The sequence below is a fragment of the Staphylococcus sp. GDX8P114P-2 genome (assembly GCF_017892945.1).
Taxonomy (GTDB): domain Bacteria; phylum Bacillota; class Bacilli; order Staphylococcales; family Staphylococcaceae; genus Staphylococcus; species Staphylococcus arlettae.
Genome location: NZ_JAESMB010000008.1, coordinates 63,140 through 80,968 on the forward strand (window position 1 = coordinate 63,140; position 17,829 = coordinate 80,968).

Consider the following 17,829-nt stretch of genomic DNA (forward strand, 5'->3'; position numbering starts at 1 on the left):
TTTTTTGTTATACACAAATTAGTACAAATTTAATCGAAATCGTGCCATCAAATTAATCAGTAGCCTCCAATTGTAACAATGCTCCAAATTTTTGCTGACACTCCGTGAACTGAATATACGCTATCAACATGATGATTTCTTCGTCAGTCATTACTTTATAAAGCTCCTGAAATAGATAATCAGGTATGTTCGTCCCCATTGTCATATATACTTCTGTAAAACCAATTGCTGTCAGTTCTTTTGGATTAAATTGTGCTTTACTACCTTCTGGTTTTCCTTTGCTCTTACAATATGAACAACCACTTTGGTGTGCCAACATTCTTCTAATTTCCTCCACCACTTTAGGTTGTAAATGTAAGTTTTGTTCAATCGTTTGGGCTAATGTTGTCCAACTCTGTAATAATTGTTCGTTATGACCTAGTAATTGTTGATACGGTGTTTCACCTAATTCACTTAATTTTATTAAAGTCATATGTCCACCTCCTATTATGAAGTTTATATAACTAAACGTCTTTCATCCTTATGTTTTATTAGGTATAATTAATAAAAACTTTATTATTTGAGGTATTATTATTCATGGACGTAATCGACAATAAAATCATTTCTGTGCTACAAACGAATAGTAAAATATCGTTGTCTGAATTGAGTGACCTTGTACATTTATCATCACCTTCAGTACGTGAACGAATCAATAAACTCTTAGAGACCGGTATTATTAAAAAATATACAATTGACATTGATTACACTTTGTTAGGTTATACTATTGAAGTTATTATGCACATTACTATTAAAAATAATTTATATAAAGACTTCAAACTTTTTATTAATAACCAATCTGATGTTGATTTTTGTTATAGAGTTTCTGGTTCATCTTGCTTTTTAGTTAAAATGCATTTTCAATCAATGTCAGCAGTTGAACAATGTATCGATGATATGCAACGTTATGGTCACACACACACACAATTTATTTTGTCACAAGTTAAATAAAACCAATCTCGAATGGCTATTCACCTTTCGGATTGGTTTTATCATAACTCAATTGATATTTAATTTTCTCCAACAAAAAAAGACTTAACATGTCCAATGATGTCTAAACATCTATGAACATAATTAAGTCTTTACTAAAAATTGAGCTTAGCCAATGCCTAATGCAATTTTAGCATAACGAGACATTTTATCTTTATCCCAAGGCGGGCTCCATACAACATTAACTTCAGTATCTGCAATTTCAGGTATTTCAGCTAATACCATTTTAATTTGATTTATAATTTGAGGTCCCATTGGACATCCCATAGAAGTCAATGTCATTTCAACGGTACATAATCCTTCATCATCTACATCTACATTATATACTAAGCCTAAATTAACTATATCAATACCAAGCTCTGGGTCGATAACCATCTCTAAGGCATTTAAAATACTATCTTTAAGTCCTTCATCCATTTGTAATCACCTCTTCGTAATTAATCTTAATTAACAATATATCAAATATCTTACAAAACGCCAATAAAATGCTATGATATTGTTACATTAAATTTTAATATCAACTTAAGGAGACATATATGAAACCTTATTTAATTTGTTTAGATTTAGATGGTACTTTATTAAACGATGATAAACAGATTTCACCTTATACAAAAACAATACTTAATACATTACAAGCACAAGGACACAAACTAATGATTGCTACTGGACGTCCTTATCGTGCTAGTCAAACTTATTACCATGAATTGAATATGAACACACCTGTAGTCAATTTTAACGGGGCATATGTACATCATCCAAAAGATGACAATTTTACACCAGTTCATGAAGAATTAGATTTAGAGCTTGCTACAAGCATTATTCAATCATTGAAAGACTATGGTGTCAGTAATATTATTGCTGAAATCAAAGATCATGTTTTTATCGATAACTTTGACCAAAAATTATTTGATGGTTTTTCTATGGGCAGCCCTACTGTTGAAACTGGAGATTTATTACAAACTCTAACTGCTTCACCAACGTCGATTTTAGTTGAAGCAGAAGAAGTTATGATTCCACGAATTAAACAAATGCTATCACGTTTTTATGCTGAAAGCATTGAACATCGTCGTTGGGGATCACCATTTCCTGTTATTGAAATAGTGGGTAAAAATATTAGTAAAGCTAAAGGTATAGATGCGGTTAAATCTTACCTTGATATTGAACGCTCCAATATTATTGCGTTTGGCGATGAGGATAACGACTTAGAAATGATTAAATATGCACAACATGGTGTTGCAATGGAAAATGGTTTAGACGAACTAAAACATGTTTCAAATCATGTTACTTATTCTAACAATGATGATGGTATCGGCCGTTATCTTAATGAATTTTTCAATTTAAACATCGCTTATGAACAAGTTATAAATTCACGTATCTAACTATCGAGGTTATACAAATATTACTCAATAAGGAGGCTGAAAATATTATGAATCACATTGTTGTAGTTGGTGCGGTTGCAGGTGGTGCAACTGTCGCGAGTCAAATTAGACGTTTGGATCATAATAGTGAAATCACAGTCTTTGAAAAAGATCGTGATATGAGTTTTGCTAATTGTGGCTTGCCTTATTATTTAGGAAACATTGTCGAATCACGTGATGCAATACTCGAAGCAACTCCCGAAGATTTTTATAATGCTAAACAAATAACAGTTAAGCCCTATCATGAAGTTATAGCTATTAATGATGATAACCAAACTGTTACTGTGCATGACTATCAAAAAGATGAAGTCTTTCATGTTAACTATGATACATTAATTTTAAGCCCTGGATGCAGTGCACGCTCGCTTCCTCTTGATAGTGACATAGTCTTTACTCTACGCAATATGGAAGATACTGATGCCATTGAGTCCTTTATACAAGACAATCATGTCCAACGTGTGTTAATAGTTGGTGCCGGTTATATCAGTTTAGAAGTGTTAGATAATTTGTATGAACGTGGAATTACACCTACATTAATACATCGTTCTGAGCATATTAATAAATTAATGGATAATGATATGAACGAACCTATCATCGAATCATTGAAAGAGCGTAATATAACTTATCATTTCAATGAAGAAATAGATACCATTAAAGGCAAAACTGTGTATTTTAAATCAGGCCACCACGAAGACTTTGACCTCGTCATTACTGGTGTGGGTGTTGAGCCAAACTCAAACTTTATTAAAGCGTCAAATGTTACTTTAGATAGCCACGGCTATATTCCTGTTAATGATAAATTTGAAACGAATATCGAAAATATCTATGCACTCGGTGATATTATTACTTCACGTTATCGTCATGTCGATTTACAAGCACACGTACCACTTGCGTGGGGTGCTCATCGTGCAGCGAGTATTATCGCAGAACAAATTGCCGGTAATCCACAAATTCAATTCAAAGGATTTTTAGGCAGTAATATTGTTAAGTTTTTTGATTATACATTTGCGAGCGTAGGTGTGACACCTAATGAATTAAAATATTTTGACTATAGTATGGTTGAGCTTAAACAAGGTAAACATGCTGGTTATTACCCAGGAAACACAAAAATTCACTTACGTGTTTATTTTGATAAAAATACACGCCAACTATTACGAGCAGCAGCAGTAGGTAAAGCTGGTGTAGATAAACGTATTGATACTTTATCCGTAGCAATGGCTAATCAGATGACAGTAGATGATTTAACAGATATTGAAGTAGCTTATGCGCCACCATATAGCCATCCTAAAGACTTAATCAATATGATTGGTTATAAAGCACGCAATAAATAATAAATACATCGCAAACATTATTGATACTTGAGGTATTTCAGAACGTAGATAGACCCTTCGCATTAATTTGCGAAGGGTTTATTTATGTTCTAGTTAGATATTATTTTTATGGAATATTAGCAGTAGTTTATGCCGACTCCTGCGGGAAGAGCACTCGTCGCAGACTACAGGCTTAGTCAGTGCCACGGAAAGCGTGCATAAAAAAACTGCCAACAAAGCCAGAGACTCTGTAGACAGTCTGAAACTAATTTTATTTAATTGAGTTGTGTTTAAAAATATAAAACTCAGCTTCTTTGGTCATTGCTATCCATTACTACATACCAAATAGTTGAGAAATTGGTCCCCAAGGTAAGATGATGCCTAATAACATAGTAATGATAATTACAATAATTGTAGCCCATAAAATGCCATGACTGGCTTGCCCTTTTTTACGCTTAATTAATGCAGTTTCCATTAATGCTACTGAAGCAATACCACCTACCATTTTTAACGTTAGTAACATGTGTCCGCCACCTTGTGAACCCGAAGAAAACTCTTGAATAAGTAACCATAAACCACTAAATAAAACTAAGACCATAAAAACTCTTAATAACATATGAATAGGTTTAAAATATGGTGTTGCACCTTGCTTTTCTGAAAAGTTGAAGTACGCTGCAAAAAATAAAATAATTGCAACTACCCAACTTAATATATGCATGTGTATCATGCTATCCCTCCACACAATTTTATAATTTCATATTTATTTTATCATACATTAATTAATACACAATCGTTGAACTATCATCATATCAAATAAAAAAAGACAAAGTTTTTAGGTGAAATTTATTACCTAAAAACTTTGTCTCTTTTTTAATTCTTATTTTTCAATAAAGTTAGTTAATGTACCTATGTTATCGATTGTCACTTTGACTTCGTCACCAGGCTGTAAAAATTGAGGAGGGTTCATGCCCGCGCCAACACCTGCTGGCGTACCAGTAGCAATAATATCTCCTGGGTGCAATGCTACATATTTAGAAATTTCTTCAATTAATTCATCAATTTTTAAAATCATTTCAGATGTATTACCATCTTGACGAATTTCATTGTTTACTTTAGTCACGATATTAACATCTTCTGGTGTCGGTAATTCATCTTTGGTAACAATATAAGGACCAATTGGACAACCACCAGTCAAACTTTTAGATAGAAAGGCTTGTGCATGCTTATTTTGAGCCGTACGATCAGTAATATCATTAATGATGGTATAACCATATACATAATCTAAAGCAAGACCTTTAGGGATTTTTTCTCCAGCTTTTCCAATGACAATACCTAATTCACCTTCGTAATCTAATTCTGAAGTAATATCTTGATGGTTAGGTATCGTACTATTATCACCAGCTAAAGATGATGCGGCTTTAGTAAATACATATAAACGTTGTACTTCATTATTCAACTCATCTGCATGTTTTTTATAATTACGTCCAAAAGCAATCACATTATTTGTCGGTGTTACAGGCGGTAAAAATTCAAGTTCAGAAAATGGCACTTTATATTGCTCAGCTTGTCCACTGTCTTCAGCAGCAACAACTGCTTTTCTCACTTGTTCTTGAAAATCTACTGTTTGGTTTTGTTGTAAACCTTGTAATAATGTTTTGGGATTAAACTCACCTTCCGCGAAGTCTGCAAAGACGTGTTTCAAATTCCATGCGGCTTCTTCACGTTTTACCTTAACACCGAAAGATGTATGTCCTTCATGTCTGAATGATAGAAATTTCATTCAATATCAGCTCCTCATCTGTATCTTACTTCATATTATAACTAAATTTACGCTTAAATAACAAATAAATGAATAAGGAATAATCTAAATATTCATTTTCTTTAAAAAATTTGATGGCATGCCAACTTGTCTTTCTTTAAAATCATTAAGCTCTTAAAAAATGTTCCTAAGAGCGCTATACCAATCATCACCTTATTTCAAGTAGGTAAATTTACGCCAAATCCATTCAAACGATCCTTGTTTATAACGTTTTAAATATAAATAACTTACTACCAGTTGAACCATATACACTAAAATTGCGAGTGTATAAGATTGAGCTAAGGTTAATTTATTGTATAAACCGAAACCAGCACCTGTATAAATATATAAAAAGATAATACTTTGTGTTAAATATACACTCATACTCAGTTTTCCTGGAAAAGCGAACACAGACAGCCAGTTTTTTCCTTTGACTGTTTGACATAAATAACAAAATACTAAAATGTAACCAGTAGCCACAATTGGACCTGCTAATAATGATGATACTAATTTATACGTCTCATCAGCATAATAAATTACACTTGGTAGTTTATAAATATAGCCAACTACAATTGCCAAAATTCCCCATTTTAAATATTTTTGTGGTACTGCTCTAATATGTGAAATTAAGTCAAATTTTTGTGCTGCTATTCCAATTAAAATGTACGGTAAAAATTCAAATATAGCAGATATTGTTAAAGTATCTAAAATGGAATAATTATTTTCTTCCATATTAATAGGTAAGAAATCTAAATAACTACTACTTTGACGACTGTTAATAAGGTCTTGTACGCTATGGCTTAACATATTGAAAGAGTTATCAGGACCATACATAGCATGTAAAATAACGACTGGCATTAGTATCACTATGATTTTCACCATAAATAAAATTAATGCAATACTTGTTAGAGTATTTTTTGATAACTTTATTAATAGCACTGCAACCATTCCTGTTACTGCATACGTAAATAAGATATCTCCACTGAATATAAAATAGCCATGCAGTAATCCAACTACTAATAAAAAAAATAAGCGTCGGTAAATAATTGGATAAAAGCGTAGTTGTTTACGCTGTGTATTTTGATACATAATTGCCAGTCCATAACCGAATAAAAATGTAAAAATTGGATAAAATGAACTGATGATAATTAATTTGACACTTCTAATAATGGTTACATCAAAACCAGATAAATGTTTTGTTAAATCAATATTGTCGTACGGAAAACTGAAAATCAAAATATTCATAAGCACAATACCTAGCAAACTCATACCACGTAGTGCGTCTAACTCAAATAATCGCTGTGGACGATTCATGACAATCCTCCTTAATCCTCTATCGAAAGTTGACCATATTTAAAGAAATACAAATAGCCTTTTACTTGTTTGTCTAATATGGTTTCTAGTGTTTTTTGGTAATAGGTCATTTGTATTTTATAACGTTGCCGTAATTGCTCACCTATTTCTTGGTCAGTCATGCCTCGTCTCCTATTAAATGCATCTGTCTTATAATCTACAAAATAATATTGATTATCTTTGACAAAAATAAGATCAATCATACCTTGAATAATTGAAATATCTTCATCTTCATCAAAGTTTTGATCTACTTTACTTTGATTGACAATAAATGGTAGTTCCCTAAAAATATAATCACTATGTGTTATTGTGTTATATAATTCACTGTGTGTAAATTGGATAATTTCACCAATATTGACATCATTTTTATCTGCTTCAGCTATAATATTTTTAGCAACTAATTGATCTAAATATTGGTCTAACTCGCTTTCAGTTAAACCACCTTCTTGAAATGGTAAATGTTGCATCACTGTATGCATTAGTGTTCCGATTTCGTTTGCTCGTCGTTTTACATTTTGTGCTAAAAATGCTGGACGCTCATACGCAGCAGAACCAATGCTATACTGTCTAACACGATCATAATTTGTGCCTGCTTCTTCTGTTTCTAATTGTCTCTTTAATTCAGATACTGATTGTTTAGACGCTTTAACAATATCTTTTGGATAAGGATATTCATAAGCTAACTGATGATATATTTGTTGCTGTTGTTCTTGGTTAGCTTCACTGTTTACAATATCAGTAACCGAACGTGCGCTATTAGTACTATGCTCCGTTTCATTAGCAATATCTTCGTAATGGTCAACATTCAATGTCACACGTGGTTGCAATTCTACAGGTAAGTCATTTATCTGATTTTCAAATCTCAATTCCCTAGGTAACTCAGAAGATTGATATTTCGCTAATATAGGATAAATTAATTCAATTGGCCTTTGGGCAGTTAACCTATAACTAACAGGTAAATGATTGTCAGAAACTACAGTTTGGACGAGTTTATCTAAATCAGCTTCATCTTTAACTCTACCTATTAAAAATAATTGCTCTTTGGCACGTGTCAATGCTACATAAATCAATCGCATTTCTTCAGAGATCAATTCTTTTTCCGCTATAGCTTTTATAGTCACAGACGCGAGTGATGGAAATGTAATATTAGTAGCTACATCAAAATATTGCATTCCAATACCATATTGTTGATTTAAAATAATTTGTTTAGTTAAATCATTTTTTCGAAATTGTTTCGATAGTCCTGAATAGATAACAAATGGAAATTCTAATCCTTTACTACTATGGACAGTCATCATTCGAACGACATCATCATTCGGACCAATAACATTTTCCTCACCGAAATCTTTTCCACGTTCAATTAATTCATCAATGAAACGGATAAATTGGTATAATCCACGAAAACTTGTATTTTCAAATTCGACTGCTTTATTAAATAAACCATATAAATTAGCGCGTCGCCCTTTACCACCAATTAACCCACTAAAATACTGAATAACAAAATGATCATTATAAAATTTATCAATCAATTGATACACAGGATGATGTTGACTATATATTTGATATGCCGCAATATCATCCATAAAACGTTGCAATTTTTTAACGAGCGTTTTGTTAGCCAATTCGTGCTTCATATACTGTTCGATTGATTGGTAAAAGTAATCATCATTCGGGCTAAAGACACGAATATTAGAGAGCTCCACCTCTGTAAATTGGTAAATGACAGAACGCATTAGTCCTACTAGATAAATATCTTGTAATGGATTATCAACTGTTCGTAAAAATGACAATATAAGGCGCACTTCTGTTTGCTCAAAATAACCTTCCTTACTATTCACATGAAAAGGTATATCATGATCTTTAAATGCTTGTTGTAATCGTCTTGCTTGACCATATGTTCGCTCTAAAATGACAATATCTTTATATGAAGGTTTACGATAACTTTGTGTTTTCATATCATACACTTCGCGTTCATTCATAATAGTTTGAACTTGTTGCACGATATATTCAGCTTCTTGTTCCGTTCCTGTTAATCCTGATTGTGCATCCTCTACTAATGTATTTAACTGAAGTGGCATCGGCTGATCATCATACGGTGCACCATTATATAAACGAGCAGCTTGATCATAGACAATTTCACCCACCGCTTCATCCATCATATGATCAAACAGATAGTTTGTAGTGTGCAAAACGCCTGGACGAGATCTAAAATTTTGCGATAAATCTATACGTAAACCACTGCTACTACCGTCTAACGAAAAATCATTATATTTTTCAATAAAAAGACTAGGATCTGCTTGTCTGAATTTATAGATAGACTGTTTAACGTCTCCTACCATAAAGAGGTTTCCATTATGCGCATCACCTTTTTTGATACACGATAGAATTTTTTCTTGCACTCTATTAGTATCTTGATATTCATCCACAAGAATTTCGTCTATTTGATCACTTAAGTTCTGTGCAATTTCAGATATAGTTCCATCTTCATTCATTAGAATTTGCAATGCAAAATGTTCATAATCTGAAAAGTCTACCAAGTTTCTACTTCGCTTTTTATGATTGAATTGCTCTATTACATCAGTCGTAATTGTTGCCAAATATTCTACACGTGGTGCTAATTTTTTCATTTCAGCCGTTAAATCACTTGCGGAACGCGCAAAATAATCTTCTTTAACCTTAGTAACAAATGCTTTGTATTGATCATAATACTTTTTGGCGTCATCATAAACGTCAATCATCATCTCGTTTGCTTCTTTAATTGCCTTATTTTTGGCAGGAAAGCGTGCTTCAAATTGATGATTAACTAATTGTTCTGTATTCAGTTGCCCACCTTCTATAACTTCCGCCATAAAACGTCTTTCTTGATCTATAACTGCGACTTGTTTATCTACAGCTTCGAGCATCATAAATAGATCATAACTTTTATTTAATGCTTCTTGCGCTGAAGTGATAAAAATCATTGCTAAGTCATTAAGTAACGTTAAATATTGTTGTTGTGCGTCATCATTTTCATAAGGATATGATAATGATTGCAACCATGTACGTGGGCTAGGATTAGCAATACTAAAGTAGTACATTTGTTTAATCATGTTTCTAAATGCTTCATCATTACGATCTGACGACAGTTGTTCTGTTAAATCTACAAAATGTGGATCCAATTGATCATAATGTGTTTCTAACACTTCATCTATAGTTTGTTCTAGCAGTAGTATGTTTTCCGCTTCGCTACTCGTTCTAAAATTAGGATCTATATCTAACACATCATAATGTTGCTGAATTAACTTCAAACAAAAACTATGTAGCGTCGATATTTGTGCTTGATGAATTTTAATACGTTGATTTTTTAAATGTGTATTATTTGGATCATCATATGACGCCTCTTTGATACGCTGTTCCACACGTGCTTTCATTTCACGAGCACTGGCATTAGTAAAGGTTACTACTAATAATCTGTCTACATCGATACCATCCGTAATAATACGTTTAATAATACGCTCTACTAATACAGCAGTTTTACCAGAGCCAGCTGCTGCTGCCACTAGTATATCTTGCCCTTTAGCATAGATACTTTTCCACTGATTATCGGTCCATTGTGCATCAGTAGGTTTATTCGGAATCTGATTCATTAGTGATATCTCCTTCATCTTCTATATCATCAGCATGTATTGCATCAAGTGGATTTATCGATTCATCAACGTGACGATAACGTTTTTGATCAATCATGCCATCTACATGACACACTGATTTATAGTTACAATATTGACATGGTAAGGTTTGATCATATTTTAAAGGTGCAATTTCTGTATGACCGTCCATAATATTCGAAGCCGTTTCGATAAAATTACGTTTATTCCGTGCAATAAATTTATAAATAGTGTCTTCATCAGCAACTTTACTATTACTTCTAATGCCACCATCTTTCTTTAAAGCCACTGGTACGATGTCAGAGACAAAACTTGGTTCTAGTCGTGTATCAAAGGCATGTAAAGCAGTACTGTCACTATTTAATAACCCATTTAATTTAAATGAGTTTATAAATTCACTATTTCTTTTATCCTCAGTTAACTCTTTCCAAGCTAACTTAATACGTGGTTCATGCACATGGAAGTAAAGCAATCCACCAGGTTTTGTTGCATTAGTTAAACCTAAACGATTTTTATTTTGTAAAACAATATCCATATATGTCATCATTTGCATTTGCATACCATAATATACTTTTGTTAAATCTAATGTTCCACTATACTTCGAAGACTTATAATCAATAATATTAACAAAACTTTCCGCACCTTCTGTGTAAGTATCGATACGGTCAATTTGTCCTCTAATATTAATTGGAATACCTTGCTTAGTAATTAATGGTTCTGCATACAATTCGTCATTACTACGTGGATTTTTACGGAATCCCGCTTCAAATCGTTGTGGAAGAAACTTTGTATGGCTCCCTTGATATTGTAAAGCCGTTAATGTTGTTTCAACGATTGCTCCAATACGTTGTGATAAATAACGGTAATATGCTGTTGAATTTAATACATTGAATTGTACCTCTGGCAGTATCACTTGTAACGCTTGCGTAGTTAATCGTTGAATTTGTTGCTGCGTTAACTGTTTAAACTCGCCTTGTACTTTGTCAGAAATATATTTTAGCACTTGGTGGAAAATATCCCCCAAGTCAAAATTTTGCAATTTATATTTTGTACGCTCATTTAACCTCAAACCATGTGAAGCAAAATGTTTAAATGGACAAGCTAGATAGCCTTCAAATCTAGATACACTAGCATTTATAGATTTGCCATACAATGACTGTGCCAATTCATTATCTAATTGAGCTGTTTCATTATCGTAAGTAAGTGCAGTTAATAAATAATCCAAACCTTCATTTAAACGTTCATCTCGATACATAACTTGATACGTATCAAGCCATGTTTCTGCTACTATTTCTTCATTGAGCCATGATTTTAATGCTTCGAATAAGGCAATTTTAGTTTGGTGTGGATGTTGCATTAACGTCAATGGTTGCGCTTGATGTAAATGTGAAATATTTTCAATTTCTAAGTTTGAAAATAGTGACTGTATTTGTTGAATAAAAGGACTTGCTTCTTTTTCGTCCCCTTTAACACCCATTAAACTATATGAAAAAGTAACTGCTTCGGTACTACGAGTCATTGCTATATAACATACAAATGCTTCATCCATTTGTAATATGTCAGCTGTGGGACTCAATTCTATATCGGCGTTTGCTTGGAAGTATTTTTTCTCTTCATCCGTTATTAAACTAGATGCCGATACTGCCTGTGGCAACACACCATCGTTCACACCAACTAAGTAAACATGTTGTTTGTTATCTACTTTGGCCAAATCCATTGTACCGATACTGACTTGATCTAATGTTTGTGGAATCATATTAAACTCTAACTGATCCAGTCCAATGTCTAACAATTCTAAAAATCGCTGTTGTGACATTTCTTGATTATCGAACACTGTGACTAAATCATCTAAAGTTTGAATGAACCCTTGCCATACTTGATCTAATGTTTCAGCATCTTCATGTTGCTCTGCTAAATCTAGGGCGTCTCTTTCAGCCATTAACTGACTTGGCAACTGAAAATCTTCCATTGCTTCATAAAAAGCAGTCGCAAATGCTCTCGCAGTTGTAGCATTATTCATATGTTGTTCAAATTGTAATATTTTATTTATTACGCTATCTTTTAATTTAATCACACGCTCATAGGCTTCACGTGTTTCGTCAGTTAACGGTTGGCGTTTTAAGCCCATTTTATTAAATTGTTCAATTTGAAAATAGTGTGGATCGATCCAACGTTTACCGTAAATGCCTCGTTCTAATACAAAATTTTCTAAAATATGAATTAAATAATTACTATCTTTGAATTGTTGTGTTAGTACCCCTGACTTAAATACTCGCATCAAAGGCTCAAAATTCCATTGAGTTTGTAATACTTCAATTAATGAGCGAATCATTTCCATAACTGGGTGATGTGTCATGGGCGCTTTCGTATCTATATTAAATGGAATATCATACTGTGGTAAAATAGATTCCATTAAATATGCATATGTTTCATCACGATAAAGAATTGCAATATCTTGATAACGACGACCTTTATCGCGGTTTTCTTTAATAATTTGTCTTGCTACTTCATTAATTTCTTCTCGCATACTGGATGCTTCAAGTATCTGAACTCCTGCTTGATGCGTAGTTGGTTCATATTGTAATGCATTAAAATTGTGTTCCAACGTTTTTAAATCAGCATTTTGGTACCGGTACTGTGTTTGGAAATTTGATTTATGTAACGGTATATTCAATTCTTGTGCAATAGTTTCAATATGAGTCAGTGCTTCCGAAGGCTTGCGGAATAAACTAAATGGATCTTTATCTCCATCTGTAGTTAATAGAATAGTGACACTTTTACTATGTTGAACAAGTGCTTTGATAATTGCATATTCTAACGTTGAAAAGTTGTGAAACCCATCAATGTAGATTTGTGCTCTTTTTAGCCATTGTGACTGTCCCATCACTTCTATAAAACGATTCAAACTATCTTCAGTAGAGACGTAATCTCCAGCAATGCGTTGCTCTAATTGCTTATATACTAATGCAATATCTTCTAATTTATGTTTTGTCCGTGTTTGTAATTCATTATCTGCTATGTATGTTTCTAACTGTTGCGGCGAAACGTTATACTTTTTAAAATCTTTAATTTGTTCGTGTAATTTTTCGCTAAAACCATAATATTTAACTTGTGATTTATATAAGCTTAATTCGTCCTTAAATTGTTGTAATATATCATAAATCATCATTTCAGTAGCTGCTTTTGATAATTGTTGTTCCATTAATCCGCCTACTTCTTGAAACACGCGGTGGCTCAAACGTTCAAAATGTAAAACTTCAGTTCTTAAGCTACCGTTTAATGCTGGGTCTTTTACAAAGGTTTGCTCTAATTGAAATGTACTTTGCGTAGGAGCAATTAAAATTATAGGATCACCTAATGGATCTTGTTTCATGGCTGTTTTTATCTGTTCTATCATTGCATATGATTTCCCAGTACCAGCCCTACCTACATAAGCATTTAATTCCATCGCTCGTCTCCACTCCTTTTGACTTATATCTTAACACATAACTAGGAGATTTTTATTCTGTTACTCTTGATATTTTATGAGATAAAGAAAGAAGAATTGCTAAAACTTCGTCTGTGTTAGTTAGCAATTCTTCTTATGTTTTTAACCTATTTATCATCAATTATTATTCATACTTTGTATCAGGATCAAAACCAAATTTAAACTCATCTAGTGGCCAGAAACTAAATGCTACTTTCCCTACAACTTGGTCATTATCAATAAGTCCAAATGAACGGCTATCTTTACTCACTTCACGATTGTCTCCTAAAACAAGTAATTTACCTTTAGGAATCGTTGTTTTATTACCATCTCTGACAAAGTCTTCAGGTTTATACGTACCTGTAATATATTCATACATTTTATGTTTCTCATTGTAATCTAAATATGGTTCATCTACTTTTTTGTCATTTACATATAATTGATCTTTTTTATATTCAATTTTATCACCAGGTGTACCAATTACACGCTTAACATAATCATCTGTTTTGTTGGCATGGAAGACAATTACATTGCCTTTTTTAATATCACCAAATTTATAACCAAATAGGTTGACGATAACACGTTCTCCATCTTTTAACGTGGGATCCATTGAGTCACCTTTTACAGTGTAAGGTTTGGCTACAAAGTTAATAATTAATAGCACTAATGCTACTGCAACAACAATTGATATAATCCATTCTGTTATTTCTTTTCTCACTCTTCACACCTCATATATTTATTTAAAGTTTACTGTAAACTCATCTAAAGGATAATACTTCAAGGCGACTTTGCCCACTATGTCTTTTTGTTGAATAAAACCATAATTTCGAGAATCAGCATCATGCTGGCGCTGATCATTCAACACAAAATATGAATTTGGGGGTACAATATCACTTTCAGAACCTTTGATTTTACGTAAGGTTAATGCGTCTATTCTATTATTAGCATAAGGTTCCTTTATTTGTCTATCATCTTTATAAAGCGTTCCCTTCTTATAAGCGATAGAATCTCCTGGTACTCCAATAATTCTGCTTACGTTTACCTTATCATTTTGACGATACATCACAATATCACCATTATCTAATTGCTTTATTAATGGTGCTACTTTATTTACAATAAGACGGTCTCCCGTCGACAATGTAGGCGACATACCTTGTTTATGAACGACTATACCAGTAATAACGAATGCTTGAATCAATAAAACTATAATAATCGCTATTATAATAGAAATCAAATTTTTCACTAACTTTTTCACGTGGTCACTCCTTAGAATTATGCATAAAATGTTGTTCTAACTTTCGACCAAGTAACCAAACAATAATAATTACACAAATAACGATAATCATCTTAGTTGGATTTGTAAACAATGTAGTTATATCATTGCCAAGCCAACCTATCATACCAATCATAATAAATTTAGATGTTAATAACACCCAAAAGTAATGTAGTGGCTTAATGTGTGAAACGCTTGCTACTATATTAACAACTGCACTAGGCGTGAAAGGGAAACAGAGTAAAATAAAAATAGGTATAACACCTCGCCGATCAACAAAAGAAATTAAACGTTGCGTCGTTTTGCGTGCTTTCACCCGTTGTATATATTTTAAATGCGCAAGTTGGCGAAGTGACCAAAACACTATAAAACTTCCACAAACTGTTCCTAGCCATGCAAGTATGGTACCAATGATTAATCCATAAGCATTAACATTTACTATTACAAAGACAATTATAGGTAAAATAGGTAAAAAGGCCTCGATAAATGGTAATAAAAAACCTACGATATAACCTAAATCACCAAATAGCGCAAACCATTGTTGTACCTGTTCAACTGTCATTGCATCAATCCCCATTCTTACTAATATGCTTAATTATAAATCTTCTTAACAACAATTAAAACAATAATGAAATCTTCTCTTCATAATTCATGCTTAAGCAGTAGAACGTTATCCTAATATAGTCTTATAATGAAAAGGGAGTGGGACAGAAATCTGATTTTGAAAAAATGATTTCGTCGTCCCACCCCGGCAAGGATGACTAGTATTGAAAAAAGCTTGCTTTGAAGCGCATTTTCAATACAGTCAGCTACTGCCAAAATGAAAAGAGGCTGAGACGAATTCATTTTGTCCCAACCTCTGCATCAAAAATAACATCACATTATTTAATCGTGAATTGTTATTTCACTTATAGTCTGTTTTCTAATTCTTGTTTTTTGTCTTCGAAACCAGGTTTGCCTAATAGCGCAAACATATTTTGTTTATAAGCTTCAACACCTGGTTGGTTAAATGGATTAACACCTAATTGATAACCACTCATCGCACAAGCTAACTCGAAGAAGTATACAACGTAACCAAATGTTTCCTCATCTAGCTTAGGAATATTTACAACGACATTAGGAACGCCACCATCTGTATGTGCTAATAACGTACCTTCAAATGCTTTCGTATTTACCTCATCAATTGTTTTACCAGCTAAATAGTTCAAACCATCTAAGTCATCACTATCTTCTTCAATAGTAATATTGTGTTTTGGATTGTTAACTTTCACAACTGTTTCAAATAAGAAACGACGACCTTCTTGTACGTACTGACCTAATGAATGCAAGTCTGTTGTATAGTTTGCACTTGATGGATAAATGCCTTTATAATCTTTACCTTCTGATTCACCGAAAAGTTGTTTCCACCATTCATTGAAATACTGCATAGAAGGCTCAAAGTTAATTAACATTTCTGTTGTGTAACCTTTTGAGTATAAAATATTACGGATTGTTGCATATTGATACGCAATATTTTCATCTAAATTATCAGAAGACAATTCTTCACGTGCTTTTGCTGCACCTTGCATCATCGCTTCGATATCAATACCTGCAACTGCTATTGGTAATAAACCTACTGCAGTTAATACTGAGTATCTGCCACCAACATCATCTGGTACTACAAATGTTTCATAGCCTTCATTAGTAGCTAATTGTTTAAGCGCACCCTTTTCTTTATCAGTTGTAGCAAAAATACGTTGTTTTGCTTCTTCTTTACCATATTTATCTTCTACTAACTGTTTAAATAATCTAAATGCAACTGCTGGTTCAGTAGTTGTTCCAGATTTTGATATCACATTGACTGAGAAATCTTTACCATCTAAATATTGGATTAACTCTTGAGTGTATGTTGAAGATAAATGATTACCTACAAATACAATTTCAGGATATTCATCACTATTTCTAAATGCTGGTGTTAGCATTTCAATAGCTGCACGTGCACCTAAATATGAACCACCAATACCAATAACTACAAATACGTCTGAATGTGCTTTAACACGTTTAGCTGCTTCTAAAATACGAGAAAACTCTTCTTTGTCATAATCAACAGGAAGATCGATCCAACCTAAGAAATCACTACCAGCACCAGTACCCTCATGGATTGTTTTATGAATTGATTTTACGATATCTTTTTGTTGCTCAAGTTCATGCTTGCCAAAAAATTCTAAAGTTTTACCATAATCTAACTGAATATGAGTCATGTAAATTGCCTCCTGTAATTTTTAATTCACTATTATTTTACTAAGTTTAGTATGACTATTCAAACAACTAGCCTATCATTGTTACTTATACTAATAATGAACAAAATTATTTTATATCATTAATTGTTGCGCTATATGCAGTTTATTATACATAAATTTTAACGTATATATACATAATACTAACAAAAATGGTAATAATCACAACAAAATTACAAATAGAGCGACTTTCACAACTTTTTGCATATTTATGTAAAAAAATGGTTTTATTTTCACTAGTTATCTGTTATTCTTAGTTATATTA

Annotated in this window: 14 protein-coding genes; 3 read left to right on the forward strand and 11 right to left on the reverse strand. The window is 32.7% G+C overall.

The window, feature by feature from the left end; genetic code table 11:
- Positions 1–52 precede the first annotated feature (52 nt).
- Positions 53–472, reverse strand: coding sequence for a carboxymuconolactone decarboxylase family protein (locus KA845_RS03345; RefSeq protein ID WP_021458881.1), 420 nt, complete (start codon positions 470–472; stop codon positions 53–55).
- Positions 473–576: 104 nt separating this feature from the next.
- Here KA845_RS03345 and KA845_RS03350 point away from each other — a divergent pair, with 104 nt between their 5' ends.
- Complete coding sequence (locus KA845_RS03350) at positions 577–987, forward strand: Lrp/AsnC family transcriptional regulator (protein WP_002509328.1); 411 nt, start codon at positions 577–579, stop codon at positions 985–987.
- Positions 988–1,134: 147 nt separating this feature from the next.
- Here KA845_RS03350 and KA845_RS03355 read toward each other — a convergent pair whose 3' ends face one another.
- A complete protein-coding gene (locus KA845_RS03355) occupies positions 1,135–1,443 on the reverse strand; it encodes a metal-sulfur cluster assembly factor (RefSeq protein WP_002509329.1) in 309 nt (102 codons plus the stop codon).
- Between the two features lie 119 nt (positions 1,444–1,562).
- Here KA845_RS03355 and KA845_RS03360 point away from each other — a divergent pair, with 119 nt between their 5' ends.
- Both KA845_RS03360 and KA845_RS03365 read left to right on the forward strand, forming a co-directional pair.
- On the forward strand, positions 1,563–2,405 hold the full coding sequence (locus tag KA845_RS03360) for a Cof-type HAD-IIB family hydrolase (RefSeq protein ID WP_002509330.1): 843 nt from the start codon (positions 1,563–1,565) through the stop codon (positions 2,403–2,405).
- Between the two features lie 47 nt (positions 2,406–2,452).
- A complete protein-coding gene (locus tag KA845_RS03365) occupies positions 2,453–3,775 on the forward strand; it encodes a CoA-disulfide reductase (protein WP_002509331.1) in 1,323 nt (440 codons plus the stop codon).
- Positions 3,776–4,088: 313 nt separating this feature from the next.
- Here the strand turns inward: KA845_RS03365 and KA845_RS03370 are convergent, their stop codons facing one another.
- The 9 genes from KA845_RS03370 to KA845_RS03410 all read right to left on the reverse strand — a co-directional run bounded on the left by KA845_RS03370 (position 4,089) and on the right by KA845_RS03410 (position 17,528).
- Entirely contained in the window at positions 4,089–4,481 is a 393-nt protein-coding gene (locus KA845_RS03370; protein ID WP_002509332.1) for a YisL family protein, read from the reverse strand.
- Between the two features lie 150 nt (positions 4,482–4,631).
- Entirely contained in the window at positions 4,632–5,534 is a 903-nt protein-coding gene (locus KA845_RS03375) for a fumarylacetoacetate hydrolase family protein (RefSeq protein ID WP_002509333.1), read from the reverse strand.
- A 192-nt stretch (positions 5,535–5,726) separates the two neighbouring features.
- Positions 5,727–6,866 carry a DUF418 domain-containing protein gene (locus KA845_RS03380; RefSeq protein WP_002509334.1) on the reverse strand — a complete coding sequence of 380 codons (1,140 nt, stop codon included), beginning with the start codon at positions 6,864–6,866 and terminating at the stop codon, positions 5,727–5,729.
- Between the two features lie 11 nt (positions 6,867–6,877).
- Positions 6,878–10,531 carry a helicase-exonuclease AddAB subunit AddA gene (addA, locus tag KA845_RS03385; protein ID WP_210127788.1) on the reverse strand — a complete coding sequence of 1,218 codons (3,654 nt, stop codon included), beginning with the start codon at positions 10,529–10,531 and terminating at the stop codon, positions 6,878–6,880.
- Positions 10,512–13,997: a helicase-exonuclease AddAB subunit AddB gene (addB, locus tag KA845_RS03390; protein ID WP_103388118.1), complete on the reverse strand. Its 3,486-nt coding sequence runs from the start codon at positions 13,995–13,997 to the stop codon at positions 10,512–10,514. Before addB ends, addA begins: the two co-directional genes overlap by 20 nt.
- 163 nt (positions 13,998–14,160) lie before the next feature.
- Positions 14,161–14,733, reverse strand: a complete 573-nt coding sequence (lepB, locus tag KA845_RS03395) for a signal peptidase I (RefSeq protein WP_002509336.1) — start codon at positions 14,731–14,733, stop codon at positions 14,161–14,163.
- 18 nt (positions 14,734–14,751) lie between these two features.
- Complete coding sequence (gene lepB / locus KA845_RS03400) at positions 14,752–15,270, reverse strand: signal peptidase I (protein ID WP_002509337.1); 519 nt, start codon at positions 15,268–15,270, stop codon at positions 14,752–14,754.
- A 4-nt stretch (positions 15,271–15,274) separates the two neighbouring features.
- A complete protein-coding gene (locus KA845_RS03405) occupies positions 15,275–15,850 on the reverse strand; it encodes a TVP38/TMEM64 family protein (RefSeq protein ID WP_002509338.1) in 576 nt (191 codons plus the stop codon).
- A gap of 346 nt (positions 15,851–16,196) precedes the next feature.
- Entirely contained in the window at positions 16,197–17,528 is a 1,332-nt protein-coding gene (locus KA845_RS03410) for a glucose-6-phosphate isomerase (protein WP_002509339.1), read from the reverse strand.
- Positions 17,529–17,829 lie beyond the last annotated feature (301 nt).

Bases quoted from the DNA above. Each gene is read 5' to 3' on its own strand.
- KA845_RS03350 (WP_002509328.1), top strand. From the start codon at position 577: ATGGACGTAATCGACAATAAAATCATTTCTGTGCTACAAACGAATAGT.
- KA845_RS03405 (WP_002509338.1), bottom strand. From the start codon at position 15,850: ATGACAGTTGAACAGGTACAACAATGGTTTGCGCTATTTGGTGATTTA.
- KA845_RS03370 (WP_002509332.1), bottom strand. From the start codon at position 4,481: ATGATACACATGCATATATTAAGTTGGGTAGTTGCAATTATTTTATTT.
- KA845_RS03365 (WP_002509331.1), top strand. From the start codon at position 2,453: ATGAATCACATTGTTGTAGTTGGTGCGGTTGCAGGTGGTGCAACTGTC.
- KA845_RS03410 (WP_002509339.1), bottom strand. From the start codon at position 17,528: ATGACTCATATTCAGTTAGATTATGGTAAAACTTTAGAATTTTTTGGC.
- KA845_RS03375 (WP_002509333.1), bottom strand. From the start codon at position 5,534: ATGAAATTTCTATCATTCAGACATGAAGGACATACATCTTTCGGTGTT.
- KA845_RS03360 (WP_002509330.1), top strand. From the start codon at position 1,563: ATGAAACCTTATTTAATTTGTTTAGATTTAGATGGTACTTTATTAAAC.
- addA (WP_210127788.1), bottom strand. From the start codon at position 10,531: ATGAATCAGATTCCGAATAAACCTACTGATGCACAATGGACCGATAAT.
- KA845_RS03345 (WP_021458881.1), bottom strand. From the start codon at position 472: ATGACTTTAATAAAATTAAGTGAATTAGGTGAAACACCGTATCAACAA.
- KA845_RS03355 (WP_002509329.1), bottom strand. From the start codon at position 1,443: ATGGATGAAGGACTTAAAGATAGTATTTTAAATGCCTTAGAGATGGTT.
- KA845_RS03380 (WP_002509334.1), bottom strand. From the start codon at position 6,866: ATGAATCGTCCACAGCGATTATTTGAGTTAGACGCACTACGTGGTATG.
- addB (WP_103388118.1), bottom strand. From the start codon at position 13,997: ATGGAATTAAATGCTTATGTAGGTAGGGCTGGTACTGGGAAATCATAT.